This is a genomic window from Micromonospora sp. HUAS YX12 (assembly GCF_040215685.1).
Taxonomy (GTDB): domain Bacteria; phylum Actinomycetota; class Actinomycetes; order Mycobacteriales; family Micromonosporaceae; genus Micromonospora; species Micromonospora tulbaghiae.
Genome location: NZ_CP157974.1, coordinates 4,543,478 through 4,569,673 on the forward strand (window position 1 = coordinate 4,543,478; position 26,196 = coordinate 4,569,673).

Below are 26,196 nucleotides of genomic sequence, written 5' to 3' on the forward strand. Positions count from 1 at the left end.
CGAGAAGCCCCGGCACCCGGTAGAACGCGCGGCTGGTTGTCCACCCGCCGAGCGGCCCACTTCGCTGCGGACTCCACCCTTACGGCTGGTCGGCGGAGTTGTTGAGAACATCCAGGATCGCAGCCGCCACCTGCTCGATGTAGTCGATCGTCCGGGTGGTTTCGGCGCCGTCGATCGGCCGCTTCCCCCCGGGGGTGTCCGGGTCGTCGTCGTACTCGTGGGCGATCTTGTGCCGGCGCTGCACAATCTGCTTGAGCTGCTCTTGGACCTCCTTGCCGGTGAACGAGACACCGTCCCCACCCTGTTGCGTGAGTACCTTGGCCACGCGATCCCAGAAACCCTTCACGTCGTGCACGAGCGCGAAGCCGTCCCGGATCTTGTCCGGGTTCTGGTAGACGAGGTGGCCCTGGTCGCGTAGCTGCTGATCGAGCGCCTGCACCCACGTCTTCTTTCCGAGCTGCACCTCCTCGATCAGACCGAGTGAGATCTGAAAGGCGGCGAACCCCCTGGGCTTCGGCAGCGAAGGCTGGGCGACGAGTTTGAGCATTCTGGCCCGGATCTCCTGGCGCACCCAGTGGTCGAGGGCGGCCACGCTCTGCACCCAGGCGGCGCGGAAGACGTCGGAGACCTCAAAGGCACCCACCTTGAGTTGTGCCAGATGCTGACCGGCCGTGGCCAGGCTACGCGCGTAGTTCAGGTTGCGCTTGAGGCTCGTGAACGGCATGTCGTCGTGGTCGAGGTCGGTGGGAACGGGCTGTTCCGGCAGCGTGGAGACCGGGGCCGCAGATCCCAGGAGTCGTTCGAGGCGGGCGATGCTGTCCGCCTGGTTGATGCGGTAGATGGTGGTGAGCGACGGCAGACCGAGAACCTCACGCTCTACGGACGTCCGCGGAACGTCCGTGCGGAACCACCGCACGGCGCGCACGTGACGGATGCCGGAGGGTAGGTCGGTCCGGTACTCATAAGGCCCGACCACGCGGCCGATCGCGACGTCGGGGCTCGTGGCGCGTAGGAACAGGACGACGTCCCCCTCAGCCATGCGCGAGCGGAAGGCGATCAGCTGGATCGCATAGCTCTCCACCGCGCGTCTCTCGACGTCCGGGTAGGCCGCCCGGACACGCGCCTTGACGTCATTGGGACTGTCCGCGTCGGTCAGATCGCCCGCTGCGGCCCAACCGACCGCGATCAGGTCCTTGTCGAGGGCGAGAGCGTCGTAGTTCTCGTCGCGGCCGGCCCGCACGATCCACGCCTGTGCCATGTGGTTCCTCAGTTCAGTCTGGACGCGGTCAGTCGGTGCTCGTGATGGCGAACCTGATCAGCTTGCCGTCCCACTGCTTCGCATCGATCGGCGGCAGGAGGGACAGCGGCTGCGAGGTGTCGAGCTCCCGGTCGAAGACGGCTCGCCATTCCTCCGGCGTCCCGGTGACCAGGAACGGGCCGATGGATATCTGCAACGAATCCTCGATCATCTCCACCGGCACGGATTCGTCGGCGATCGTCACGTCGCTGTCGATCCCCGAGACCCGCGCGGACTCGATCGCGTTGTCCAACTCTGCCATGCTTGCCGAACCGACCCATGCGAAGCCCTCCCCGGAGGCGGTGAAGACGATCCGCCCTCCGTCGCGCATCCCGCCGTACAGCGCCAGGTCGAGCGACAGGCCGGCACTCGGGTCGGCACCCTCCGTGGACAATTCGTCGAGGAAGGACGGACGGAACCGGTCCAGAAGCGAGTTCATGGCATCGACAAGCAGAGCCCGGCGGGCGTTGAGGAACCGCTGGTACCCGTCGGGGGTTCGCAGCGGCTCATCGAGGGGCACCAGGTGGGCCCGCAGGTCCTCCTCGCTCAGATCGGGGAAGTACTCCGCTGGACTCCGTCCGTTGATCTTCTTGTTCGCCTGGCCCGAGATGAACACGAGGTTCGCCAAATCATTGATCATCGCCTTGTCGAACCGGGCGTCGTCGAGGGTCGACGGCGGGTGAACATGATGGTGTTCCAGCCTCGGCGCGTGCTCGACATCCGGCAGGATCCCGGCGTCATGCCACCAGTCATGTGCGTCTCTTGCCAGGGCCACCAGCAGGCTCAGGAAGAAGTAGGGGCTCTCCTTGGTCCGGCCGCGCAGCGCCCGCTCGGTCACCTCCGCCCGGGAGCTTTCGACGTTGAGCCCTTCCAGCAGGGAACGGACCGGGTCTTCTTGCCGAGCGGCGCGGATGTCCTGGCTGAGCCGGGTGTCGGTGGAACCGCTGTAGCGGGTTCGGATGGTGGCCAGCAACAGCCAGTAGATGATTCCATTCGAGGTTTCCGGGTCGATGGTGTCGTCTCTGCGCTCGCCGAGAAGCACCACCAGCGGAATCAGCACGATCATCGACGGCAGCGGGTCGGAACGGGTCAGCTTGAGCTCGGACTGGAGCAGAGGAACCAGCCGCCGCAGTCCGTGCTTTACGACCTCCCAGCCCCGCTCGAGGTCGGTGTCATTGGTCTGCCGCAGCTTGCTGTGGGACCACACGGACAGACCTCTGCCGAGGACTACCCCGGCCAGTGCCCGGGACAGGAAGTTGACGTCGATGTGGCCATAGCCGTGGCGCAGCCAGTACTCCGACTCGCTCTGCAGCTCGGCCAGCACGCCCTTCCACCGCGTGGACAGGGTGGCCATCGCCAGGTCGAGGGTGCCGAGGCGGCGGCCACCGCTGTTGACCCGGACGAAGATCTCCGCGACCTCCTCGTAGGGGAATCCCTTGAGGACCTCCATGACGAAACGGCGGTTGCGCAGTTCCTTTATCCTGCCCAGGCGTTCCTCGATCTCGTGGTCCGGCAGGGCAGACTTCGCGTCGAGGAGTTGCTGGGTCAGGCGCATTATCGACGTCTTCTGGTCGAGGACCTTCGACACCTTGACCCATTTCGGGTCCCGCCGGGTGGCCGCGCTCTGGTTCTGGAATTTCTGGTTCTCCACGTGAAAGACGACCTGCGCCTCCGGGTGGTCGGTGAACACCCGGTGCAGCGAGGTCAGGCGCTGCTGGCCGTCGAGAAGGAACAGCGGCGGCTTCGTCGGCGCAGCCTCGGGCCCGCTGATGAACATGTCCCGTGTCTCCGGGGCCTCGTCGGTCTCCCAGAACAGCAGGGAGCCGAACGGATAGCCGCGATAGATGGAGTCCATCAGCTTGGCGACTTGTGTCGGCTTCCAGACATATTCCCGCTGAATCTCGGGAAGCAGGATCTCGCCGTTCGAGATCTCCTCGATGAGCTTCCCGATGGACCGCTCGATCCTGTCGACGTGCATCAGTCAGCAACCTCTTCATGGTGAGAACGTGAATAGCCGAGCCTGGGCCCCATCTGTGGCGGGGCAGGATTCGGGCGGCGTCGATAGACCCTGAAGATGTCCTACCCTGTCTGCTTTCGGCTGTCCACCCCATGATCAGTTGTTCCGTCCTGCGCCCATGCTGGCTTGCAGGGGTTGTCCGGTTGCGAATTGATCCGCCATCTGGGCCATCTCGTCGTTTGCGCTGCGTGGCCGGATGAGGCGTATCCGGGTTGCTCGGTACGGTATGCAGCATGTCTTCGCCCACCCCAGCGCCGCTGCTCCGGGAGTTCATCGACATCCCTGAGCGCACGAGCGTGAGCGACTTCGTGCTCAAGCTCTCCGACAGTGTCGACGACGCCAATACCACCCTTCGTGACTATGTGGTCACCGAGCGGTTGCTGGCCAACTTCGACGAGGCGCTCGGGCTGATCCGCTCCGCGGTCGAAGGACACGCCTCCAAGGCGGCGTACCTGCACGGTTCATTCGGCTCGGGCAAGTCGCACTTCATGGCGGTGCTGCACGCGCTGCTGCGGGGTGAGCCCGCCGCCCGCGGCCGCGACGAGCTGGCCCCGCTCGTGGCCAAGTACAGCGTCTGGCTGGACGGCCGCAACTTCCTGCTCATCCCCTACCACCTGCTCGACGCTCGGTCGCTGGAGCAGCGGGTGCTCGGCGGTTACGTCGACCGGGTGCGGACGCTGCACCCGGAGGCGCCGATCCCGGCGGTCCACCGCACCGACGCGTTGCTCGAGCAGGCCGCCTCGTTGCGCGAGAAGATCGGCGACGCCCAGTTCGTCGCCGGGCTTCCCGGCGACGACGCCGAGGACGAGTGGGGCGACACCGAGGCGTTCTGGACACCGGAGCGGCTGGACCAGGCGTTCGCCGGCGCGTACGGCGACGAGCTGCGCCGCAAGCTCGTCAACGACCTGCTGACCAGCTGGAACAAGGGCTTCTTCAGCAATGCCCGCGAGGACGCCGAGGCCTTCATCTCGCTCGACCGAGGCCTCACCGAGATCAGCCGGCACGCCAAGGAACTCGGCTACCACGGCCTGATCCTCTTCCTCGACGAGCTGATCCTCTGGCTGGCCAACTCCATCGGCGACCAGCAGTTCGTCTCCCGGGAGATTCAGAAGATCACCAACTTCGTCGAGGGTGGCGACACCCGCCGTCCCATCCCGGTGATCAGCTTCATCGCTCGCCAGCGGGACCTGCGGGAACTGGTCGGCGAAGAGGTGGTCGGCGCGAACGAGCTGAGCTACCAGGACACCCTCAACCTGGCCAGCGGCCGGTTCGACGTGATCAGACTGGAGGACCGGAACCTCCCCGAGATCGCTCGCCGGCGCCTGCTCAAGCCGGTCACGGCCGAGGCCGGCGAGGCGATCTCACGCGCCTTCGAAAGCACCACCAAGGTACGCCGGGAGGTCTTCGACACCCTGCTCGGCAGCGACTCCGGCAGTGGCGCCGACATCGACGCGTTCCGGTCGACGTACCCGTTCAGCCCGGCCTTCATCTCCACCCTGGTGCACGTCTCCAGCGCGCTCCAGCGGTCTCGCACCGCGCTCAAGCTCATGCGGCAGCTTCTGGTCGACCGGCGGGAGACGCTCCGCCTCGGCCAGCTCGTCCCGCTCGGCGACCTCTACGACGTGATCAGCAGCGGGGGCGACCAGCCCTTCACCGAGAAGCTCAAGGCCGAGTTCGAGATGGCCCAGAAGCTGTACGACCTGAAGCTGCGCCCCCATCTGCTGGGCCAGCACGGGCTGACCGAGGAGGACCTCGACGCCGCCCGCCGGGGAAACCAGCTCAGCCCGGAGGTAACCGGTCGCGTCCGCGCCTTCACCGGCGACGACCGACTCATCAAGACGTTGCTGCTGGCTGCCCTGGCGCCCAGCGTCCCGGCCCTGCGCAACCTCACCGGCCGGCGTCTCTCCGCGCTCAACCACGGCAGCATCACCAGCCCGATCCCCGGTGGTGAGGTCGCGCAGGTCAACCGCAAGCTAGCCGACTGGGCGGGCCAGTTCCCCGAGATCCGGATCGGAGAAGGCGACGACCCGGTGGTGTCGCTGGAACTCGTCGGCGTCGACGTCGACAGCGTGCTCGCCACCGCAAAGCACTACGACAACGAGGGCGCGCGCAAGCACATCGTCCAGCGGCTGCTCTGGAAGCAGCTCGGGGTGCCGTGGAGCGACTCGTTCTTCGCCGAGGCCGGGCTGACCTGGCGGGGCAGCAGGCGCGTCATCGAGCTGGTCTACGGCAACGTCCGCGACCCCAACGACATCCGCGACGAGGCGTTCCAGCCGGCCGACCCGTCCGGCTGGCGGATGATCGTCGACTACCCGTTCGACGACGGCAGTCACGGGCCGGCCGACGACCGGCAACGGGTGCAGGACCTGCTCAGCCGGAGCAACGCCCGCACCGTCTGCTGGATCCCGGCCGCGCTGACCGTCGAGCGCCGCAACGAACTGGGCAAGCTCGTCATCATCGACAAGCTGCTCGAGGGGCAGCGCTTCGACAGCCACGCCGAGCACCTCAACCCCGACGACCGGCGGCGCGCGCACGCGGCGCTCACCAACCAGCGCAGCGCGCTGCTGGCCAAGATGCAGGGCGTTCTGCGCCAGGCGTACGGGCTGGCCGCCAAGCAGCCGACCGACGTGCAACTCGGCTTCGACGATCACCTGCACTCGCTGACCCGGGCGCTGGAACCGAAGTTGCCGATGGGCGCCACGTTCGACGACGCCCTGCGCAGCATCGGCGACCAGATGCTCAAGCAGCAGTACCCCGCCCACCCGGACTTCGACCCCGACCGCAAGGGCGAGCCGGTGCGGCTCCCCGAGGTCAAGACCGTTTTCGGGTACGTCCAGCGGGCGGTCGAGTCGCCGGAGGGGCGGGTGGAGGTGGAGCGGGCGCACCGGCAGACCATGCGCCGGATCGCCAACCCGCTGCGGCTCGGCACCATGCACGAGGCGGCGTTCGTCATCGAGGGGGAGTGGGTCCAGCACTTCCAGCACAAGGCCGCCGCCGAAGGCATCACCGGCGAGTTGCGCGTGGCTGACCTGCTTCGCTGGATCGACGAGCCGAAACCGCGTGGCCTCGACCCCGTCGTCGCACAGCTCGTGGTGGCGGCCTTCGCGGAGCAGACCGACCGGGCGTTCCATCTGCACGGCAGTCAGGTGATCCCGGCACCGGAGCCGGGCAAGGTGAGCGCCGATCACACCCTGCGGGAGGAGAGCCTGCCCGGCCAGGACGACTGGGACCAGGCCCGGAAACGCGCCGCAGCCATCTTCGGATTTCAGCCGCTCGCCCTGCGCCGGGGCCGGCTGGTGGCGATCTTCGGCCGGGATCTGGCCACTGCGGCATCCCGGCACCGGGAGGCCGCGCAAACGTTGGCGAACCGGCTCGAACAGCACGCGAACTGGCTGCGGCTCGATCGGGAGACCGGCCGCTTCGCCGCGGCTCGTGCGGCAACGGATCTGCTCGAGGCGCTGGCGACAGGGCGGTCGGCGAAGGAAGCCGTCGAACGGCTCGCGCGCGGTGAACTTGCCGGTCCGGCGGACCGGACCGGCAAGAGCATCAGCAGCGCCGGCCAGGTGGCGGCCGCGCTTGCCGCCGCGCCCTGGGACACGTTCGAGATCGTCGCCGGTCTGCCGGAACCCTACTCGGCCGAAGCAGAGGCGATTCTCGCCGAACTCCGTCGGGTCGCTCAGGCAGATGAACTGACCGCACCTCTGGCCCCGGCGCTGCGCCGCGCTCAGACCGAGGCGACGGCACTGCTCAAGCGCGCCACCAGCAAGACCTCGCCGGGGATCATCGACGACAGACGCAAGATCCGTTCCGGGACGGACGAGGACGTCCGCGACGTATCAAAGGGTGGCGACGCCCTGCCGAACGGCCGGATCCTGGTTTCGGCGAGCGAGATGGACCGGGCTGTGGAGCAGTTGCAAGCGTTCGCCAGGGACTACGCCGGCGCCGTTATCGAGGTCACCTGGAGAGTGCCGTCGTGACGCAGGCACCGGCGCTCGCCCAGGCGCTGCGGATCAGCCCCGCCGCCCTGGCTCAGAAGGTGGCGCAGCAACTCGACCGGCACCGTAACGGAGACCCGTACCCGATCATGCTGGTCCGCGCGGAGCCGGCCTGGCCGCACGAATCGGTGTTGCCGCTGCCCGGCGGCCGCCAGGCCCGCGTCGTGCCGTGCGTCTCGCCACTGGCCGTCTGGGAGCGTCTCGTCGCCGAACGTGGTGACGAGGTGCTCGTGGTGCTCACCGACATTCCCGGGACCGTTCTCGGCCCCGGGGTGCGCAGCCGCATCTTCCGGCAACAGGTGATCACCGTCGAGCCATGGGACCTGGTCGTCGACGCGTTCGGGGCCCAGGTGCCGGACATGGCTCTGGAGGCGGAGCGATGGGCCGGTCCGGCGCTGCTCGACGCGATGCCGCCGGGCGGGTGGCCCCGGCTCACCACCAAGGTGCTGACGCGGGACGTCGCACTCCGTCACCTGGCCGCCGTGCGTCTCGGCCTGGAGCGGCGGGGAAACGCCTCCGACGATCTCGATGTGGCGACCCTGCTCCGGTGGAGCGTCGAGCCCGGGGCGGTCGAGGCGTTCGGCCTGATCCGCCAGGAGGAGCGCGACGGTCTGGTGCGCTGGCTGGTCGAGCAGTTCGGCAGCCCCGCACGGGCGCTCTTCGCGCTCGTCGCTGCCGGCCGTGGCGCGGACGCGTTGCCGCTGGGCCTGGTCTGCGATGCGCTCTGGACCACCGACACGCCCGACGCCGTGCGGGCCCAGGGCCGCATCGAACAGTACGTCGGCAACCTCGACGACGATCGGGCGGTGCGCGGGCTCGCCGAGTCGGCCGTGCAGGTGGTCGGCGACATGCTGGCCGACCGCGACGCGGACGTCCGGCGGCAGGGGCATGCCGTCCTGGACCGCGCCGAGCAACTGCTCATCCTGTTCAACGCCACCGGCAGTGCCGCTCACAGCCCTGTCCTGCGTACGGGCTTCGCTCGGCGGGTGGGCGACGCGGCGCGGGCGCTCCTCGCCGGCCTTACGGATCCGGCCGACCCGACCCTGGACATCGCCGTCGACCGACTGGCCGGGCACCGCCTTGCGGAGGCGGAGGCGGAGCGGGTGCGGCGGGTACGGATGGCCCAGCGGCTCGTCCGGTGGCTCGGGACCACTGTCGAGCCACCGGCCAGCGTCGCAGACGGGGTGCAGCGGCAGATCGCGGAGTGGGGCTGGGTCGACCTGGCGCTCAACCACGTCTGGGCCGGCGAAGATGTGCACCCCGAGCTGCAGCGCGCTTTCCGTGCGGTCCACGAGCGGGCGCAGCAGCGACGCCGGGACCTGGACGCTGCCTTCGCCAACCGGCTCGCGGCCTGGGCTACTGCCGGGCCGGGCAACGACGGCGACCTTCTGACGGTGGAGAATCTGCTCAACCGGGTCATCGATCCGTTGGTTCGCGCGGACCGGCCGGTGTTGCTGGTCGTGCTCGACGGAATGAGTGCGGCAGTCGGCGTCGAACTCGCAGACGAACTGTCCCAGCACTGGGTCGAGTACGACCCGCTGGCTCACGGAGGCGCCGGCCGCCGCCGGGGTGTCATGGCTGCGCTGCCGACGCTGACGGCCGTGTCGCGGACCTCGCTGTTCGCGGGTGCGCTCCGGCTCGGCACCCAGGCAACCGAGCAGCAGATCTTCGCCAAGGGGCGGTGGGGCGACGACGCCCGGATCTTCCACAAGGGCCCGGCCCGGGGCGGCGCCGGCGAGGTGCTCGCCGGCGACCTGAGCGAGGCGCTGGCCGGCGCGGCGCGCCTGGTCGCCGTGGTGATCAACACGGTGGATGACGCGCTGGCCCACGGCCGGGAGGGCGACGAGGCCGGCTGGCAGCTTGGCGACCTCGGCTTCCTGCGGAGCCTGCTGGACCTCGCCCGATCCTCCGGCCGGGCCGTCGTCATCACCAGCGACCACGGCCACGTGCTCGAACGCGGCGGCGAGTACGTCAAAGCGGGCGACGCCGCTTCGGCCCGGCACCGCACCGGCCCCGGGCCTGCGGACGCCGGCGAGGTGGAACTGAGCGGCCCCCGGGTGGTGGCCGAGGGGAACCGGATCATCGCGCTCTGGGATCCGCTCCGGCGTTACCGTCCCACCAAGGCCGGTTATCACGGCGGGGCCTCGTTGGCCGAGGTGACCATCCCGCTGCTGGCCTACCTGCTGCCCCACGTGGCCGATGTTCCTCAGGGCTGGGCTCCGGTGGAGGGGAGTCGACCCGAGTGGTGGCGGGCGAGCGCACCTGTCGCCAAATCGGCGTCCGCTGCGGTTCCGCCCGTGAAAACCCGCCGCAAGGCGCCGGCGGTCGCGGGAGAGGCGGCCTTGTTCGACATGCCGGTAGCGGCGTCACCTTCCGCGGCACCCGCAGCCGACGGCGGCGATCTCGTGACTGCGCTGCTCGGGACCGAACTCTTCACGGCACAGCACAGCCTGACCCCCCGCAAGGTCGACCGCGCGAAGATCGCGGCAGCGATGCGGGCACTCGTCGAGGCGAAGGGCGTTCTGTCTGCCGCCGTGCTCGCTCAGCGGGCCGGGGAGTTGCCGGCCCGTGCCGGCGGCTTCGTCAACACCCTGCAGCGCATCTTCAACGTCGACAACTACCCGGTGCTGTCGGTGATCGACGACGGACGCACCGTCCGGCTCGACGTCGCGTTGCTGCGGACCCAGTTCGGGCTGCCGGAAGGGGTGGCGTGAACGGCGTCAGTCCGGCTCGGCGGCGCGAGGTCATCGACGCGTTGCGGCGCGGGGCGGTGCCCTCGGCCGGTCTGGATCTCTTCGCGGTCGGGTTGGACAGGTTCGTCGGCGCGGTAGGTGAGGATCTGGAGACGGTCGCCGCAGGCGGCTCGGTGTTCAAGGCGATCCGCGGCGAGTACGGATCCGGCAAGACGTTCTTCACGCGCTGGATCGCCGAGCGGGCCAAGCGGGCCAACCTCGCCACCGCCGAGGTGCAGATCTCCGAGAACGAGACACCGCTGCACAAGCTGGAGAGCGTCTACCGGCGGCTGACCGAGCGCCTGACCACCGCCACGTTCCCGCCGAGCGCGCTGCGGCCGGTCGTCGACGGCTGGTTCTACGCCCTCGAGGAGGACGTCCTCGCGGCAGGGGAGGTGCCACCCGACGATGCGCAGGCGCTGGACCGGGCAGTGGGGGTGCTGCTCGACCAGCGGTTGGCCGAGGTCAGCCGCAGCGCACCCGCCTTCGCCGCCGCGCTGCGTGGTTACCGCACCGCGAGCCTCGGGGGTGATCCGGCGACGGCCGACGCCGTGCTCGCCTGGCTCGGTGGCCAGCCGCACGTCGCCGCGTCGGCACGCCGGGTCGCCGGCGTACGGGGGGACCTCGACCATTTCGCGGCGCTCAGCTTCCTGCAAGGGCTGCTCGCGGTGCTGCGCGACAGCGGTCACCCCGGACTCTTGCTGGTCCTCGACGAGGTGGAGACGCTGCAGCGGGTCCGCTCCGACGCCCGGGACAAGGCGCTCAACGCCCTGCGTCAGCTCATCGACGAGGTGCACTCCGGTCGTTTCCCCGGCCTCTACCTCCTGATCACCGGCACTCCGGCCTTCTACGAGGGGCCCCAGGGTGTGCAGCGGCTCGCTCCGCTCGCCCAGCGGCTCGCGGTCGACTTCACCACGGATCCCCGCTTCGACAACCCGAGGGCGGTACAGATCCGGTTGTCCGGGTTCACCGTCGACTCGCTGGTGGAGCTGGGTGGCCGGGTGCGCGACCTGTTCGCGGACGGGTCCGCGGCACCCGAGCGGGTGTGCGCCCTGGTGGACGACGCCTACCTGGGGGAGTTGGCGCGGGCGGTTGCCGGCGGGCTTGGTGGCAAGGTCGGGGTGGGGCCGCGGCTGTTCCTCAAGAAGCTGGTGGGGGACGTGCTCGACCGCGTCGACCAGTTCGCGGACTTCGACCCGCGAAAGCACTACGCTCTGACCCTCTCCACCACCGAGATGACCGACGTGGAGCGCAACGCGACCAGCGCCGACGAGATCGCCCTGGACGTCTAGGTGTCCGCCGAACTGCTGCACCCGGTCGTCCTGCACCACGTGGTGAACTCGCTGCAGTGGCCGGGGCTGCGGCCCCTGCAGGAGGCGGCGGTGCGGCCACTCCTCGACGGCGAGGACGCCCTGCTCCTTGCCCCCACCGCGGGCGGCAAGACGGAGGCGGCGATGTTCCCGCTGCTGTCCCGAATGGCGCAGGAGAACTGGTCCGGGACCTCACTGCTCTATGTCTGCCCGCTCAAGGCCCTGTTGAACAACCTTCTGCCCCGGCTCGAGACGTACACCGGATGGTTGGGGCGGCAGGCGGCCCTCTGGCACGGTGACGTGACGGCGGTGCGGCGGCGGCGGATCCTCCGGGAGCGACCGGACGTCCTGCTCACCACCCCCGAGTCGCTCGAGTCAATGCTGGTCAGCAGCACCGTCGACCACGACGAGTTCTTCCGCGGCCTGCGGGCCCTGGTGGTGGACGAAGTACATGCCTTCGCCGGCGACGACCGGGGCTGGCACCTCCTTGCCGTACTGGAACGCCTCAGCCGGGTCACCGGCCGGCCGGTCCAGCGAGTCGGACTCTCCGCGACCGTCGGCAACCCCGAGGCCCTGCTGACCTGGTTGCAGGGATCCGGCCGCGACCGGCGGCCGGCGCGCGTCGTTGCACCCACCACGGCTACAGCGCGGCCGGCGGGAGAGGTCGAGCTGGACTACGTCGGCTCGGTGCACAACGCCGCGAAGGTGATCGCCGCACTGCACCGAGGCGAGAAGCGGCTGGTCTTCTGCGAATCCCGGGCACTGGTCGAGGACCTCGGCCAGCGGCTGCGGGCGCTCGATGTCACCACGTTCCTGTCGCACGCCTCGCTCTCGGTCGACGAGCGGCGTCGCGCGGAGGAGGCTTTCGCGCAGGAACGCGACTGCGTCATCGTCGCCACCAGCACCCTTGAGCTGGGTATCGACGTCGGAGACCTCGACCGGGTGATCCAGGTCGATGCCCCCCGTAGTGTGGCTGCCTTCCTGCAGCGGATCGGCCGGACAGGCCGCCGCCCCGGAAGCAGCCGAAACTGCCTCTTCCTCGCACTCGACGGCGATGGACTCCTGCAGGCGGCCGGCCTGCTCCATCTGTGGGGTCAGGGGTGGGTCGAGGAGGTAGTGCCGCCGCCCGAGCCGCGGCACATCGTCGCCCAGCAGCTACTGGCCCTATCGCTACAGGAGCACCGGATCGGCGACCAGACGTGGACGCAGGAGTGGAATGACCTGCCGCCCTTCGACAAGACCGCCGACGTCGTCGTGCGCCACCTCGTGGACCAGGGTTACCTCGACTCGGACTCCGGCATGCTCTTCATCGGTCCCGAGGCGGAAGCCCGCTTCGGCCGACGACACTTCATGGACATGCTGGCGGTGTTCACCGCACCACCCCAGTTCACCGTGCTGTCGGGGCGTAGCGAGATCGGTCGCACCGACCCGGCGCTGCTCACCGCGAAGGTGCAGGGACCGCGACTGCTGTTGCTGGGCGGTCGCAGCTGGCGGGTCACCTACGTCGACTGGAAGCGCCACCGGTGCTTCGTCGAGCCGGCGGAAGGCGGAGGGAAGGCGCTCTGGATGGCCGGGGGAGTGCCGCAGGGACGCTCGTACCGGATGGTCCGGGCCATGCGGGACGTGCTGCTCGGGGCCGACCCGCCGGTCGCGCTCACCGGCCGTGCCGCCAACCGGCTGGCCGGTCTGCGCGAGGACTTCGCCTCACAGGTGCATCCGGGCGGCACGCTGGTGGTGCGAGATCGTGAGGGCGAGGTGCGGTGGTGGACCTGGGCCGGCTTCCGAGCCAATGCCACATTGACCTCCACGCTCAGCGAATTGGCCGACCCGACCCAGCGCTGGGATGACGCCTCGATCCGGCTGCGCCCCGACCTCAGCCGCGACATGCTGCGAGCGGCGCTGCCCGGCGCGGCCGGACGGGTCTGCCTGCCGGAGGTCAACGACAGGGCGCTGGACGGCCTGAAGTTCAGCGTCGCACTGCCACATCGGCTCGCCGTCGCGACCCTGGCGACCCGTCTAGCTGACGTGGCCGCGGCCGACGCGGTGCTCGCAGAGCCGGTACGCACGGCGCACCTGGCCTAGCTCAGAACTAGCCGAGCAGGGAGGCTCATCGACGCAGCAACATTTATGGATGTTCGGATGGTGTCGGACGGTTGATCGTCCTGGTCGGATGGCGGAACGGACATCGCCGTTCGACGATGACAGGAGGGACCGTGCGCACACCATCCCGTGCGTTGACGGGGACCACCGCGCTGCTGCTGGCAGCCGGTCTGGTCCTGACCGCCGCTGGCGGCGGCCAGGCGGCACCCCGGGAACAGACCCGTACCCAGGCGCCACCCGACCACCTGCCGGGCGACCGGCACGACACCAAGGCGAAGGACAACCGCAAGGGCCGCGTCGCCGCCACCGAGCGGCAGCGGGACCGGGCCGCCGCGCTCGGCGCGCGTGTGCGCTGGACCGGCTTCGGTACGCCCGCCACGCTCACCTCGACCGGCAAGCCGCTCGCGACCGGCCTGCCCGCCGACCCGGCCGCGGCCGCGCGGGCGTACGTGGCCGCTAACCGGGACGTGCTGGGGCTGACCGCCGAGGGCGCCGCCGCGCTGGAGCTGCTGACGGTGGCGCCGATGGGGCAGGGCGCGACGGTGCTGTTCCGGCAGCGCTTCGGCGACCTGCCGGCCGCCGTCGACGGCATGCTGTCGATCGGCGTACGCGACGGAGCGGTGTGGCACGTCAGCTCCTCGCTGGCCCGTGACGCCGGCACGCCGGCCCCCGCGACGATCAGCGCCGAGCAGGCCCGCGAGGCCGCCGTCGCCGACGCCGGCCGTGCCGACGCGCGGGTCGTGCGTACCTCGTTGGTCGCGGTCCCCACCGCGGACCGTGGGCCGCGCGCGGCGTGGGAGGTGATCCTCGGCGCGGACACCACCGGCGCGGACCCGGCCGCCTACTCCACCTACGTGGACGCCCGCGACGGCGCCGTGCTGGTCCGCGAGGACCTGATCGACCACGACGCCGACCACCCCTCGTGGGAGGTCTTCCCGAACTCGCCGCGTGTCGACAGGTCCTCGGTCGACACCCGCAAGCGGTGGTGCGCCGTGCCGGCGCGCGGCTGCGCCGAGGTGGTGGGCGTGCCCGGCCACCCGGCGTGGGACGTGGACCCCGCCACCGGTCAGTCCACCACCACGACCAAGGGCAACAACGCGATCGCGGTGGAGAACTGGAACAGCAACGACCCGTTCAGCGTCGGCACCGAGACCGCGACGCCTCGCCCGGACCGCAGGTACGACTACCCGTGGACGAACCAGTGGCAGGAGCAGCGCTGCAACCCGGAGGTGTTCACCTCGCCGCAGGCGAACGACATCGACGCGGCGCGGGCGAACCTGTTCGCCATGCACAACCGGATGCACGACTGGACCTACCACCTCGGGTTCACCGAGGAGACCTGGAACATGCAGCAGGACAACCTCGGCCGGGGCGGGCTCGGTAACGACCCCGAGCAGGGCAACGCGCAGGCCGGCGGTATCAGCGGCGGTCCGCCCACGTTCGCGGCGCGCAACAACGCCAACCAGATCACCCCGCCGGACGGCGTCGCGCCGACCACCAACATGTACCTGTGGCAGCCGGTGGCGGGCTCGTTCTACGCGCCCTGCGTCGACGGCGACTTCGACATGTCGGTGATCGCCCACGAGTACGGTCACGCGGTCACCAACCGCATGATCGCCGGCCCGAGCGCCGGGGTCAGCTCGCCGCAGGGCATGAGCGAGAGCTGGTCGGACCAGCTCGCCATGGAGTACCTGTTCGAGCACGGGTACGCCGCACCCGGCCGGCGCGGCTTCACCATCGGCGAGTACAGCACCCAGGACCCCAACGCGGGCATCCGCAACTACAACATGAGCGACAGCCCGCTCAACTACAGCTCGGTCGACTACGACTTCGTCGGCCTCCAGGTGCACGCCTCCGGTGAGCTGTGGAGCGCCACCAACACCGACATCCGCGCGGCCATGATGCGCCGGTGGGGCAGCGGCACCCCGGCCGTGCAGAAGGCGTGCGCCACCGGCGCCCGCGACGTGACCGCCTGCCCGGGTAACCGGCGCTGGATCCAGCTGGTCTTCGACTCGTTCCTGCTGATGTCGGTCAGCCAGGTCAGCATGGTCGACGCCCGGGACGCGATGCTCGCCGCTGACCGGATCCGCTTCGGCGGGGCCAACCAGGACCTGCTCTGGAACGCGTTCGCCGGGCGCGGCCTCGGCGAGACCGCGGCCAGCGTCGGCCACACCGACGCCGACCCCACGCCGGGCTTCACCTCGCCGTACGCGCGGGAGGGCGCGCTGCGGTTCCTGCCGGTCGGCGAGCGCGGGCCGGTCGCCGGCGCGCAGCTGTTCGTCGGGCGCTACCAGGCGCGGGCCGTGCCGGTGGCGGACACCGACGCGGCCACCCCGCTCACCGACCGGGTGGACCTGGTGCCCGGCACGTACGAGTTCGTGGTGCGGGCGCCCGGCTACGGCCACACCCGGATCGGCCCGGTGAAGGTCAAGGCGGGCCAGAGCCGGACGCTGGCGGTGTCGTTGCGACCCAACCTGGCCTCGGCCACCGCGGGCGCGACGGTCACCGGCGACGGGATCAACCTGCCGCGGATCGCCGACGACGACGAGGCCACCAACTGGGCCTCGCTGGGCGCGCCGGTCGCCGGCCGGCAGGTCACAGTCGACCTGGCCGGCGACGTCCAGCAGGTACGCCGGGTGCAGGTGAGCGCCATGCTGCGCCCGGCGGTCGCCGGTGACGCCGACACCGGCACCCAGAGCCGGTACTCCGCGGTGCGGCAGTTCCGGGTTCTGGCGTGCACCGCGACGGGGCCGGTGACCTGCGCCGACGCGGCAGACTTCCGGCCGGTCTACACCAGCCGGCCGGACGCGTTCCCGGCTGTGGCGCCGCGTCCCCGGGCGCCCGAGCTGATCATGCGGTCGTTCGACATCCCGCGCACCAAGGCCACGCACCTGCGCGTCGAGGTGCTGACCAACCAGTGCACCGGCGCGCCGGACTACGCCGGTGAGCAGGACGACGACCCGCGGGCGGCGACCGACTGCGCCACCGCCAGCCCGCAGGCGCAGAACGTGCGGATCGCCGAGTTCCAGGCGTTCACGCACTGATCCACGCGGCGGGTGCGGACGGGCGGCTCGGGTCGCCCGTCCGCACCCGCCATCGTGTGTTCACGCGGGGTTCGGGGCGCCGTCGCCGGATCGGGGCTGTACGGCGGGCAGGATCCTCGACAGACTGAGCGGCGACCAGGAAACGATGCTGGTCGATGTCATGCCGGCTCGCTCAAGGAGGATCCCTTGACCCCGTTCCGCGCCGCCGTCACCCGCATACGCCGCGCCCTCGCCGCGTCCTTCCTGGTCACCGCCGTGGCCGCCGCCGCGCTCGTCGCCCCGTCCACTGTCTCCACCCGGCTCGCCGAGCCCGCCGCGGCCGCCGTCTACGGCTCCTGCACGCAGTCCCGCTGCGCCGACGCGCGCACCGCCCGTTCCGGCTGGTCGGCGAAGAGCTTCCCGACCAGCCGTGGCTGGTACTCGTGGAGCGGCGGGCAGTGCAACTTCGCCGGCGGCCGGTTCTACAACTACGAGGGCCAGTTGCCCTCCGGCGCGACCTACTACGAGTACGACGTCTACCCGCGCGCCTGCAACGCCTCCCGGGACGCGTACCGGATCGTGGTCAACAAGAGCACCGGCGCGACCTGGTTTTCACCCGACCACTACGCCAACTTCTACCGGCTCTGAGCCGCCTCGGCACCGGCCGGGCATTCCCCCGCCCGGCCGGCGCCGTCGGGAAAGGACGGATCCATGGGTGCGGCGTCCCCGCAGGCACCAGCCTGGCTCGTGTACGACGGCCTGCCGCCCGAGCCGGACGGCGGCGCGGTCGTACCCGGCTCGGACGGTGGCCCACAGCCGGGCGGCGGGGCGCTGGCGGGTGGCGGGGCGCTGCCGGGCGGCGTGCTGATTCACGGCACGCAGGCGCGTGCCCGGGCCGGGCTGCACGAGACGCTGGCCGGGGCGCTGGAGCTGCCCGGCTGGTACGGCCGCAACTGGGACGCCCTCGCCGACGCGCTCGCCGACCGCCTCGACGCCGGTCCGCTGACAGTGGTCGTGACCGACGCGGCGGACCTGCTCGCCGACGAGCCGCCCGCCCAGCTCGGCACGCTGCTCGACGTGCTGGGCGCGGTCGCCGCCGGTGGGCACGAGACGCTGCGGGTGGTGCTGCGCGACCACCCGGACCGGCTGCCCGCCCTGCGCGACCGGGTAGCCGCGGTGCTCGGCCGACGGGTCGGCACACCACCCTCCGCCGGCTGACCCCGCCACCCGCGCCTCCCTCGGGCGTCCTGTCGACCAGCCCCCAGACGCGAATCCACCCCCTCCGTTTGCCCCGGCCAGGCCTCGCGGAACGGGCGAGTGATCAAGGAGTTCGCGTCCGGATCAGGCTGCCGCAGCGACACAAACTCCTTGATCAACGCCCGGGAGAGGGCGGCCCAAGGGCCGGAGAGGGGGTGATCATGAAGTTGGCGGCATTGGGGAGCGCTCTCTGGGCGGTCAACTTCATGATCGACGGGGCGGGGCGGGGCGGGGCGGGGCGGGGCGGGGCGAGGAGGGGGAGGAGGGGAGCGGAGAGGTGTCAGGTGGGGTGGTCGAGGATGGCGCTGAAGCGTTCCTCGGCCAGGTCCAGCTGGGCGAGGATGTGTTCCTTGACCGGAGGGGACAGCGGCGTGTCCGGGCGGGCGACCAGGTCGCGGAAGACCGGCACCAGCGGGCGGTACTTGGCGGCGGAGCGGGCCACCTTCGGCCCGACCGTGTGGATCACGCCCACGCCGTTGTCGGTGAAGTCGGACACCTTGATCACCCGCGCCCAGGGTTCCCGTTCCAGGCTCGCCGCCACGTGCTCCCGGTACTGCTCGTCGCGGTCCCGGTCCGGGTCGTACGTGGGGTTGGTGACCGCCGCGACCAGCCGGGCGACCCGCGCCCCGAACCGGTCCGACAGCGCGGCGAGCGCCGCCGACGTCACGTCGCACCCGGCGGCCGAGGGGTCGAGTCCGGCCAGCTCGGCGGGGTGGTCCTCGACCGCGTCGTGCAGCAGCCCGGCGACGATCACGTCCACGTCCCGCACCTGGTAGTGGTGCATCAGCCGGATCGCCACCCGCAGCAGGTGGTTGAGGTAGGGCTCGCGTACCCGCCGGTCGTCGCGGTGCAGGTCGGCGGCCAGGTCGAGCGCCTCGGTCAGCCGGTCGCGGGCGGCCTCGTCGAACGCCTCGATCTCCAGCCGGAACCGGGCCAGCAGGCCGGGCTCACCGTGGATCTCGGTGATCGCGTGCATCGGCATGGTGGCGAGGTAGGCGGGGAACTCCATGCGTACCTTATAGCTGATCTTCGCTAGATCCGGCGGCCGCCGGGCCGCTCACGTCGCCGGTGAGGCGCTTGACCAGGCGTACGCAGGTGCCCTCCGGCGTGCCGACGATGGTGGCCTCGTCCATCACCCGCGCCATGATCAGCCGTCCCCGGCCGCGGTCGCCGGTGTCGTCGCCGCCGGCCGCGCGCCAGCCGCCGTGGTCGCGTACCTCGATCTCCAGCCGGTCGCCGCGCAGCTCGGCCCGCAGCGTGGTGATGCCCTCCCGGGCGAAGCGGTAGCCGTGCTCGATGGCGTTGGCGCACGCCTCGCCGGTGGCGATGAGGACGGTGTCGACGTCCCACTCGCTCACGCCCTGGGCGTGCAGCCAGCCGCGCAGCCGTTCCCGGGTGGCGGCGAGCCGGGCCGGGTCGGCCGGCAGGTCGATGGTGAGGACCGGGCCGACGCCGGCGGATGTCCCACCCGTCACGTCCGGCCCTCCGTCCCGTGCCAGTCCCCGGACCTGGGCGCCCACTCGCGCTGTCACCGCCTGATTCTGACCCTGTTGTCCCCGGTGGCCGCCGGTTCATTCCCCCGGCGGCGGTGTCCGTCAAACGTGATCATTGCGCATCGGGGGCGGCGTGTCAGCCGGCGGGCCGGTGACGGCGCCGGGCCGGCCTCCCCGGGGGGACGCCGGCCCGGTCGCCGGGCTGGGCTCCGGCGGAGGTCAGAGCGGCAGCCGGCCGGCACCGGCCCAGGCGTCCACGACGAACGGGACCAGCGGGGTCGGCAGCGGCCGGGCGGCGCGCAGCGTGGGCGTCCACCCGGCGTCGCCGCCGAGGTCGGGGTCGTGGGCCTCGTTGTACGCGGCGCGCAGGTCCACCGGCCGGGGCAGCCGGTCACCCTGCCGGACCCAGTTGCCCCGCTCGGTGAGGGCGGTGCCGCCCCAGTCGTACAGCAGGTCGGCGGGGCCGGTGTCGCCGGTGAGCGTGAAGAAGTTGTTCTCCGCGTACAGGGCGGACCGCACGCCCACGCCGAGGGCGTACGCGAAGCCGGCACCGCCGAGCCGGTAGTGGTTCTCGTGCACGTCGACCTGGCCGAACCGTACCCGGGGCAGCCGTTGCAGCGTGCCGTCGAACAGGTTGTGCCGCACGGTGACGTTGAGCCGTCCGACGTCCGGTCCGACGGTGTTCGACGAGCCGATGAGCATCACCTTGTCCCGGCCGGTGAACCGGTTCCAGGAGGCGGTGACCAGGCTGGCGGTGTGCGTGACGTCCAGCGAGCCGTCGTGCACCTGCCAGGGCCGCCCGAAGTAGACGGGCTGCGCGCTGTCCGGGTTGTCGCCGTCGGTGAACGTGTTGTGGTCGATCCAGACGTGCTCGCTGCGCCGGACCGAGATCTGGTCGTACTGGGAGTTCCAGTTGCCGGTGTCTCCGTCGGCCGGGGACCAGGCCGGGAAGCAGTCCCGGGCGTCGGCGAACTCGATGTTGCGCACGATCACGTTGTCCACTCGGTCGATCATCAGCGTCAGGCCGGTGAGCCGCGCGCCGCGCAGTCCGATGATCGTGGTGTTGGAGCCGACGTTGATCTGGGTCTGCCGGGTCTGGCCGGCCACCGACCGCACGCGCGCGGCCTCCAGCGGCCCGCTCGGGTTCACCCGGCCCCAGGTCGCCGGGTCGTACGCGGCCAGGTAGGCGGGCAGCGAGTACTCCGGGTCGGCCAGGTCGGCGCAGTCCAGCGGCGTGCCGTCCGGGCCCTCGAAACCGTCGACTGTCCCGGCCACGTACACGATCTTCGGGGTGGCGTCGGCGGCGTTTGTGGCGTTGTCACCGCCGAGCGCGGCGACCAGCTCGGCCCGGGTACGCACGACGTGCACCCGGTCCGGCGCGGCGGCCGACCCGCCGGTGGTGCCGGTGCCCGCGGCGGCCCAGCCGTCGTTCGCGGCGAGGGTCTGGCGGCCGAGCAGTTCGGCGGCCCGGGACGGCCCGCCGGGTGCGGCCGGCGCGGGCGCGGCGGTGGTGAGGACGAGCGCGGCGGTCAGCGCCGCGACGCCTGCGGTTCGGGTACGCATGACTCGTTCCGTTCTCCTCGAGGGACATTCACTGCACTGGCAGGTCCACCACGTACGGGCGGACCGCCCACGGCACGCCCGCCTCGGAGGGCAGTGCGCCGGACTCCGCGGCGGCCGCCAGCACCGCGCCGACGCCCCGCACCATCCGCACCCGCTGCGGGCCGTCGCCCGCCTCGCGCACCAGGTCCCCGTCGAGCAGCGTCGGAACGGGTGCGTCCCGCAGCGCGTCCAGCACCGCGGTGAACGGCTCGGTACGCACCAGCGGCGCGATCAGCGGCGTGCCGTCCGCTCGGTGGTCGAGCAGGTTCGCCAGCAGCCCCCGGCGGCCGGGCACCAGGCGGGGCGCGTCGTCGCCGGGTAGCCGCAGCCGGTCGGTCGGGTACTCCAGCACCGCCCGCCCGTGCTCGCCGGTGACCAGCACCTCCCCGGCGACGTGCTCCTCGGCGGCGAGGGTGAGCGCGGCCAGCACCGGCGGCCCGGCGTGCGGGGTGAGCCGCAGCACCGTGGTGTCGTCGACCTCGATCGGGCGGACCCGGTAGCGCTCCACGGCGATCCGGGCCGGGCGTACCGGCGAGCCGGTGACCGATTCGGCGACCGCCAGGCACTGCATCAGCGCGTGCGCGAGCGGGTTGGCGAGCGCGCCGTCCAGCGCCGGGCGGCCGTCGACGGACCGTCGTCCGGCCCAGGGGGAGCGGGCGTAGTAGGCGTCCGGGCGTTGCCAGGCGGCCAGCGTGGCGATGCCGGTGACCGGGCCGAGCCGCCCGAGCGCGCCGGTCAGCTCGGTGAGCGCGGCCGAGCCGAGCGCCTGGAAGTTGACCTGCACGGCCCGGCCGGCGGCGTCGGCCGCGGCGGCGAGCGTCCGGTGTTCGGCGAGGTCGAGCACCGGTGGCTTCTCCAGCAGCAGGTCCGCCCCGGCGGCGAGGGAGTCGAGCGCGATCGGCAGGTGGGTGTGCGGCGGCGTGCAGACCACCACCACGTCGGGGAGGGAGGCGGCGAGCATGGTCCGGTGGTCGGTGAAGACGGCCGCCTCCGGGGGGATGGGCGCGTCCGGTTCGGCCTCCGGCGGGCGCACGTCGACGAGGGCGACCAGGTGCAGCCGCCCGGCGGCGTGCAGCTCCGCGATGGTCCGGCGGTGCCAGCGTCCGTGCCCGTTCGCCCCGATCAGCGCCACCCGCGGCAGCCCGCCGCCGGTCACCGGGCGTCCGCCAGCGTCGCCCGGACGCCGTGCCGTTCCAGCGCGGTGAGCCAGCCGGTCACGTCGGCGCGGACCTCGTCGTCGGCGGCCAGGTCGGCCGGGAACACCTCGCGCAGCGCGAAGACCGCGTCCACCACCCCGGCCGGGGTGTGCGCTCCGGCGGCGAGCGCGGCGCGCAGCCGGTCCGCGAGCGGGTCGTCCAGCGGCAGCGGCCGGCCGTCGTCGGCGTAACCGAGCAGGAACCGCAGCCACGCGGCCACCACGAGCGCGCTCCACCGCGCCGACCGGCCGGCCGCGCGCAGGTCGGCGATGGTGTGCAGCACCCGCTGCGGCAGCTTCTGCGAACCGTCCATGGCGACCTGCGCCGTGCGGTGCCGGATCGCCGGGTTGCCGAAGCGGGCGAGCACCTGTTCGCCGTAGGCGGTCACGTCCACGCCGGGCGGCGGGGTGAAGCTGGGTGCGATCTCCTCGGTGACCAGCCGCCGCAGCACCGCGTCCAGGTGCGGCAGCGTCAGCGCCTCGGCCACCGTCTCCGCGCCGGCCAGCGCCCCCAGGTACGCGGTGGCGGAGTGCACGCCGTTGAGCGCCCGCAGTTTCAGCCGCTCCCACGGGCCGGCGTCGCCGGTGAGCACCGCGCCGGAGCGTTCCCAGGCCGGGCGCCCGCCGGGGAAGTCGTCCTCGATCACCCACTGCGACCACGGTTCGGCGGCCACCGCCGCCAGGTCGGTGACGCCGAGCGCCCGCCGGGCGGCGTCCCGGGTCTCGTCGGTGCTGGCCGGCACGATCCGGTCCACCATGGTGCCGGGGCAGGTGACGGCGGTGAGCACGCGCTCGGCTGTCGCGTCCGGCACCCGGGCCAGCGCGAGGCACTGCTCCACCAGCCCGCGCAGCCGCCGCCCGTTGGCGGGCAGGTTGTCGCAGCTCACCAGCGCGAGCGGCCCGGCGTCGGCGGCGGCGCGGGCGAGCAGCCCGCGGACCAGCAGGCCCGGCACTGTGCGCGGGGGACGGCCGGTGGTCAGGTCGGCGGTCAGGTCCGCGTCCACTGTCAGCGCGGCGGTCACCGGGTCCAGCCGGTACGCCTTCTCCGTCACGGTCAGCGTGACCACCCGGATCGCCGGGTCGGCGAGCAGGGCGGCCACCGCGTCCGGGTCGCTCGCGGCGTGCCGTACCCCGGCGAGCGCGCCGACCACCCGGGTGGCCGCGCCGTCGGCGGCGAGCGTGGTGACGCTGAACAGGCAGTCCTGCGCGGCCAGGGCGTCGACCACGTCGGTGCTGCGCGGCGCGACGCCGATGACGCCCCAGTCGCCGCCGGCCGCGCCGACCGCCGCCTCGGTGTGCACGGCCTGGTGGGCGCGGTGGAACGCGCCGAGGCCGAGGTGGACGATGCCGGCCGGTACGGTGCCGGGGCGCAGCAGCGGCCGGGACTCCGGCGGCAGGTGGCGCAGCGTGGCCAGGCCGAGCCGGTCGGAGGTCAGCGCCATGCCGGGCCGTCCGGGAAGCGGAACCGCGCGATCGACTCCTGGCGCATGGTGGCGCTGTAGCCGGGCACGGTGGGCAGCAGGTAGCGCCCGCCCCGGGTGCGGACCGGGTCGGTGAAGTGCTCGTGCAGGTGGTCGACGTACTCGACCATGCGGCCGTCCAGGCTGGTGCCGACCCGCAGGTGGTCGAAGATCGCGAGGTGCTGCACGTACTCGCACAGGCCCACGCCGCCGGCGTGCGGGCACACCGGCACGCCGAACTTGGCCGCCAGCAGCAGTTCGGCGAGCACCTCGTCCACGCCGCCGACCCGGCAGGCGTCGATCTGCATCACACCGATCGCCTCGGCCTGGAGCAGTTGCTTGAAGATGACCTTGTTGGCGGCGACCTCGCCGGTGGCGACCCGGCAGCGTCCGCCGGTCAGCTCGGTGACCGCGCGGGCGATCCGGGCGAGCCCGAGCACGTCGTCGGCGTGCGTGGGCTCCTCGATCCAGTACGGGTCGACCTCGGCGAGCACGCCCATCGCGGCGATCGCCCCGTCCACGTCCCACACCTGGTTGGCGTCCATCATCAGCAGCGCGTCCGGGCCGATCTCGGCCCGGATGATCCGGGCCCGCCGCAGGTCGTCCTCGATCCGCCCGCCGACCTTCATCTTCATCGCGCGCCACCCCTGCGCGTACGCGTCGCGGGTCAGCGCGCGCACCTGCTCGTCCGGGTAGCCGAGCCAGCCCACCGACGTGGTGTACGAGGGGAACCCGGCGCGTTCCAGCCCGGCCAGCCGGCCGGCCATGCCGTCGCGTCCCTTGTCGAGGATGGCCGCTGCCTCGTCCGGGGTGAGCGCGTCGGTGATGTGGTGGAAGTCCACAGTCGCGACCAGTTCGTCGGTGGGGGCCTCGGCGAGGAACCGCCACATCGGCTTGCCGGCCAGCTTGGCGCGCAGGTCCCAGACCGCGTTGACCAGCGCCCCGGTGGCCATGTGGATCACGCCCTTCTCCGGGCCGAGCCAGCGCAGTTGCACGTCCGCGGTCAGCGAGCGCCAGAACGCCACCGGTTCGGCGGCGATCTCGGCGACCGTGCGTCCCCGGACGTGGTGGGCCAGCGCGCGTACCGCCGCGCAGGTGATCTCGTTGCCCCGGCCGTTGGTGAAGGTGAAACCGGCGCCGGTCGGCCCGCCGTCGGTGGTCAGCTCCACGTACGTGGCCGAGTAGTCGCCCCTGTTGATCGCGTCCGAGCCGTCTCCGCCGGCGGCGGTGGGGAAGCGCACGTCGTGCACCTCGACGTCGACGATTGTGGTCATGCGGGCCCGCCTCCGAACTTGAAGACCTGCTTCGGCAGCCGGTACGCCAGGTCGACGATGGTCTCGGCGGCCTCGTCCTCGCCGAGGCGGTGCTCGGCGACCAGGCGGGCCAGGAAACCGGCGTCGACCCGGCGGGCCACGTCGTGGCGTACCGGGATGGAACAGAACGCGCGGGTGTCGTCGACGAACCCGGCGGTGTTGTAGAAGCCGGCCGTCTCGGTGACCGCCTCCCGGAACCGGCGCAGCACCTCGGGGGAGTCCAGGAACCACCAGGGCGCGCCGAGGCGCAGCGCCGCGTACCCGCCCGCGAGGGGCGCGAGTTCCCTGGTGAACGTGTCCTCGTCGAGCGTGTAGAGGACCACTGTGAGCCGGGGGTCGTTGCCGTGCGCGTCGAGCAGCGGCGCGAGGCCGTGCACGTACTCGGTGGCCTGCGGCACGTCGCCGCCCACGTCGCGGCCGTGCCGGGCGTGCAGCCACCGGTTGTGGTTGCGGACCGCGCCGGGGTGCAGCTGCATGACCAGGCCGTCGTCGAGCGACATCCGGGCGAACTCCAGCAGCATGTGCGCCCGGAACGCCTCCGCGTCGGCGGCGTCGGCCAGGCCGCGCCGGCCCTTGTCGTACAGCGCCGCGGCCTGCGCCGGACTGAGATCGAGGGTACGGGCGGTGGGGTGCCCGTGGTCGGACGAGGTGGCCCCGGCGGCGGCGAACGCCTCCCGCCGCGCCCGCAGCGCGGCGAGGTATCCGGCGTACGTGCCGGTGTCCTCGCCGGAGACCTCGGCGAGCCGGTCCACGTTCGCGGCCCAGTTGTCGAACTCCATGTCCACCACGTCGTCGGGGCGGAACGTGGTGACCACCCGGCCGCCCGGCCCGCCCCAGCCGTCGGCGGCGAGCTTGGCGTGCCGGCCCAGGTCGTCCAGCGGTGACTCGGTGGTGGCGAGCACCTCGATGCCGAAGCGTTCGAACAGCGCCCGGGGCCGGAAGCCCGGCTCGGCCAGGCGCGCGGCGAGCGCGTCGTAGACGGCGTCGGCGGTGGCCGGGCTCAGCGGCGTGTCGACGCCGAACACGTGCCGGAACGTCTGCTCCAGCCACAGTCGCGACGGGGTGCCGCGGAACAGGTGCCAGTGCGCGGCGAAGCGCCGCCAGATGGTCCGCCCGTCGGTCTCCACCGGGCTGCCGTCGACGCTCGGCACGCCCAGGTCGGCCGGGGGTACGCCCTGGCTGAGCAGCATCCGGGTCAGGTAGTGGTCGGGCACGATGAGCAGCCGGGCCGGGTCGGGGAACGGCTGGTCCTCGGCCAGCAGCCCGGGGTCGACGTGCCCGTGCGGGGAGATGAGCGGCTGCTCGGCGGCGAGCGCGTACAGCTCGCGGGCCAGGGCGCGCAGCCCGGGCTCGGCGGGCAGCAGCAGGTCGCCGCGGGGGATGATCGGCACAGCGAGGGCTC

General features: G+C 71.9%; 16 protein-coding genes. 7 read left to right on the forward strand and 9 right to left on the reverse strand.

Features of this window, described 5'->3' with window-relative positions; genetic code table 11:
• Positions 1-79: 79 nt before the first annotated feature.
• Together ABIH81_RS21695 and ABIH81_RS21700 are read right to left on the reverse strand one after the other, a co-directional pair.
• Positions 80-1,258, reverse strand: coding sequence for a hypothetical protein (locus tag ABIH81_RS21695; protein WP_349876724.1), 1,179 nt, complete (start codon positions 1,256-1,258; stop codon positions 80-82).
• A 28-nt stretch (positions 1,259-1,286) separates the two neighbouring features.
• Positions 1,287-3,275, reverse strand: coding sequence for a DUF262 domain-containing protein (locus tag ABIH81_RS21700; protein WP_349876725.1), 1,989 nt, complete (start codon positions 3,273-3,275; stop codon positions 1,287-1,289).
• 272 nt (positions 3,276-3,547) lie between these two features.
• Here ABIH81_RS21700 and ABIH81_RS21705 point away from each other — a divergent pair, with 272 nt between their 5' ends.
• The 7 genes from ABIH81_RS21705 (at position 3,548) to ABIH81_RS21735 (ending at position 17,692) form a co-directional block, all read left to right on the forward strand.
• A complete protein-coding gene (locus ABIH81_RS21705; protein WP_349876726.1) occupies positions 3,548-7,291 on the forward strand; it encodes a DUF499 domain-containing protein in 3,744 nt (1,247 codons plus the stop codon).
• Positions 7,288-10,023: a BREX-2 system phosphatase PglZ gene (gene pglZ / locus ABIH81_RS21710; RefSeq protein ID WP_349876727.1), complete on the forward strand. Its 2,736-nt coding sequence runs from the start codon at positions 7,288-7,290 to the stop codon at positions 10,021-10,023. Before ABIH81_RS21705 ends, pglZ begins: the two co-directional genes overlap by 4 nt.
• Entirely contained in the window at positions 10,020-11,333 is a 1,314-nt protein-coding gene (gene brxD / locus ABIH81_RS21715) for a BREX system ATP-binding protein BrxD (RefSeq protein ID WP_349876728.1), read from the forward strand. Before pglZ ends, brxD begins: the two co-directional genes overlap by 4 nt.
• Positions 11,334-13,433: a DEAD/DEAH box helicase gene (locus ABIH81_RS21720; protein ID WP_349876729.1), complete on the forward strand. Its 2,100-nt coding sequence runs from the start codon at positions 11,334-11,336 to the stop codon at positions 13,431-13,433.
• 152 nt (positions 13,434-13,585) lie between these two features.
• Positions 13,586-16,495 (forward strand): M36 family metallopeptidase, encoded by a 2,910-nt coding sequence (locus tag ABIH81_RS21725; protein ID WP_349876730.1) that lies wholly within the window; start codon positions 13,586-13,588, stop codon positions 16,493-16,495.
• 186 nt (positions 16,496-16,681) lie between these two features.
• On the forward strand, positions 16,682-17,122 hold the full coding sequence (locus ABIH81_RS21730) for a ribonuclease domain-containing protein (RefSeq protein WP_349876731.1): 441 nt from the start codon (positions 16,682-16,684) through the stop codon (positions 17,120-17,122).
• A gap of 63 nt (positions 17,123-17,185) precedes the next feature.
• The gene (locus ABIH81_RS21735; RefSeq protein ID WP_349876732.1) at positions 17,186-17,692 is read left to right on the forward strand and encodes a barstar family protein; all 507 of its coding nucleotides are present in this window, start codon (positions 17,186-17,188) and stop codon (positions 17,690-17,692) included.
• Between the two features lie 319 nt (positions 17,693-18,011).
• Here the strand turns inward: ABIH81_RS21735 and ABIH81_RS21740 are convergent, their stop codons facing one another.
• The 7 genes from ABIH81_RS21740 to uxaC form a co-directional block, all read right to left on the reverse strand.
• A complete protein-coding gene (locus tag ABIH81_RS21740) occupies positions 18,012-18,740 on the reverse strand; it encodes an HD domain-containing protein (RefSeq protein WP_349876733.1) in 729 nt (242 codons plus the stop codon).
• A 7-nt stretch (positions 18,741-18,747) separates the two neighbouring features.
• The gene (locus ABIH81_RS21745) at positions 18,748-19,263 is read right to left on the reverse strand and encodes an ATP-binding protein (protein ID WP_349876734.1); all 516 of its coding nucleotides are present in this window, start codon (positions 19,261-19,263) and stop codon (positions 18,748-18,750) included.
• Positions 19,264-19,443: 180 nt separating this feature from the next.
• Positions 19,444-20,787, reverse strand: a complete 1,344-nt coding sequence (locus tag ABIH81_RS21750; RefSeq protein WP_349876735.1) for a polysaccharide lyase family 1 protein — start codon at positions 20,785-20,787, stop codon at positions 19,444-19,446.
• 28 nt (positions 20,788-20,815) lie between these two features.
• The gene (locus ABIH81_RS21755; RefSeq protein ID WP_349876736.1) at positions 20,816-21,982 is read right to left on the reverse strand and encodes a Gfo/Idh/MocA family oxidoreductase; all 1,167 of its coding nucleotides are present in this window, start codon (positions 21,980-21,982) and stop codon (positions 20,816-20,818) included.
• Positions 21,979-23,463, reverse strand: a complete 1,485-nt coding sequence (locus ABIH81_RS21760; RefSeq protein ID WP_349876737.1) for a mannitol dehydrogenase family protein — start codon at positions 23,461-23,463, stop codon at positions 21,979-21,981. Before ABIH81_RS21760 ends, ABIH81_RS21755 begins: the two co-directional genes overlap by 4 nt.
• Positions 23,454-24,755 (reverse strand): enolase C-terminal domain-like protein, encoded by a 1,302-nt coding sequence (locus tag ABIH81_RS21765; RefSeq protein ID WP_349876738.1) that lies wholly within the window; start codon positions 24,753-24,755, stop codon positions 23,454-23,456. The genes ABIH81_RS21760 and ABIH81_RS21765 overlap by 10 nt, the downstream gene beginning before the upstream one ends.
• A complete protein-coding gene (uxaC, locus tag ABIH81_RS21770) occupies positions 24,752-26,185 on the reverse strand; it encodes a glucuronate isomerase (RefSeq protein ID WP_349876739.1) in 1,434 nt (477 codons plus the stop codon). The genes ABIH81_RS21765 and uxaC overlap by 4 nt, the downstream gene beginning before the upstream one ends.
• Positions 26,186-26,196: the final 11 nt, after the last annotated feature.

Coding starts and splice junctions, on each gene's coding strand:
- ABIH81_RS21750 (WP_349876735.1), bottom strand. CDS start 20,787: ATGCGTACCCGAACCGCAGGCGTCGCGGCGCTGACCGCCGCGCTCGTC.
- ABIH81_RS21695 (WP_349876724.1), bottom strand. CDS start 1,258: ATGGCACAGGCGTGGATCGTGCGGGCCGGCCGCGACGAGAACTACGAC.
- ABIH81_RS21740 (WP_349876733.1), bottom strand. CDS start 18,740: ATGGAGTTCCCCGCCTACCTCGCCACCATGCCGATGCACGCGATCACC.
- ABIH81_RS21735 (WP_349876732.1), top strand. CDS start 17,186: ATGGGTGCGGCGTCCCCGCAGGCACCAGCCTGGCTCGTGTACGACGGC.
- ABIH81_RS21760 (WP_349876737.1), bottom strand. CDS start 23,463: ATGGCGCTGACCTCCGACCGGCTCGGCCTGGCCACGCTGCGCCACCTG.
- ABIH81_RS21765 (WP_349876738.1), bottom strand. CDS start 24,755: ATGACCACAATCGTCGACGTCGAGGTGCACGACGTGCGCTTCCCCACC.
- ABIH81_RS21700 (WP_349876725.1), bottom strand. CDS start 3,275: ATGCACGTCGACAGGATCGAGCGGTCCATCGGGAAGCTCATCGAGGAG.
- ABIH81_RS21705 (WP_349876726.1), top strand. CDS start 3,548: ATGTCTTCGCCCACCCCAGCGCCGCTGCTCCGGGAGTTCATCGACATC.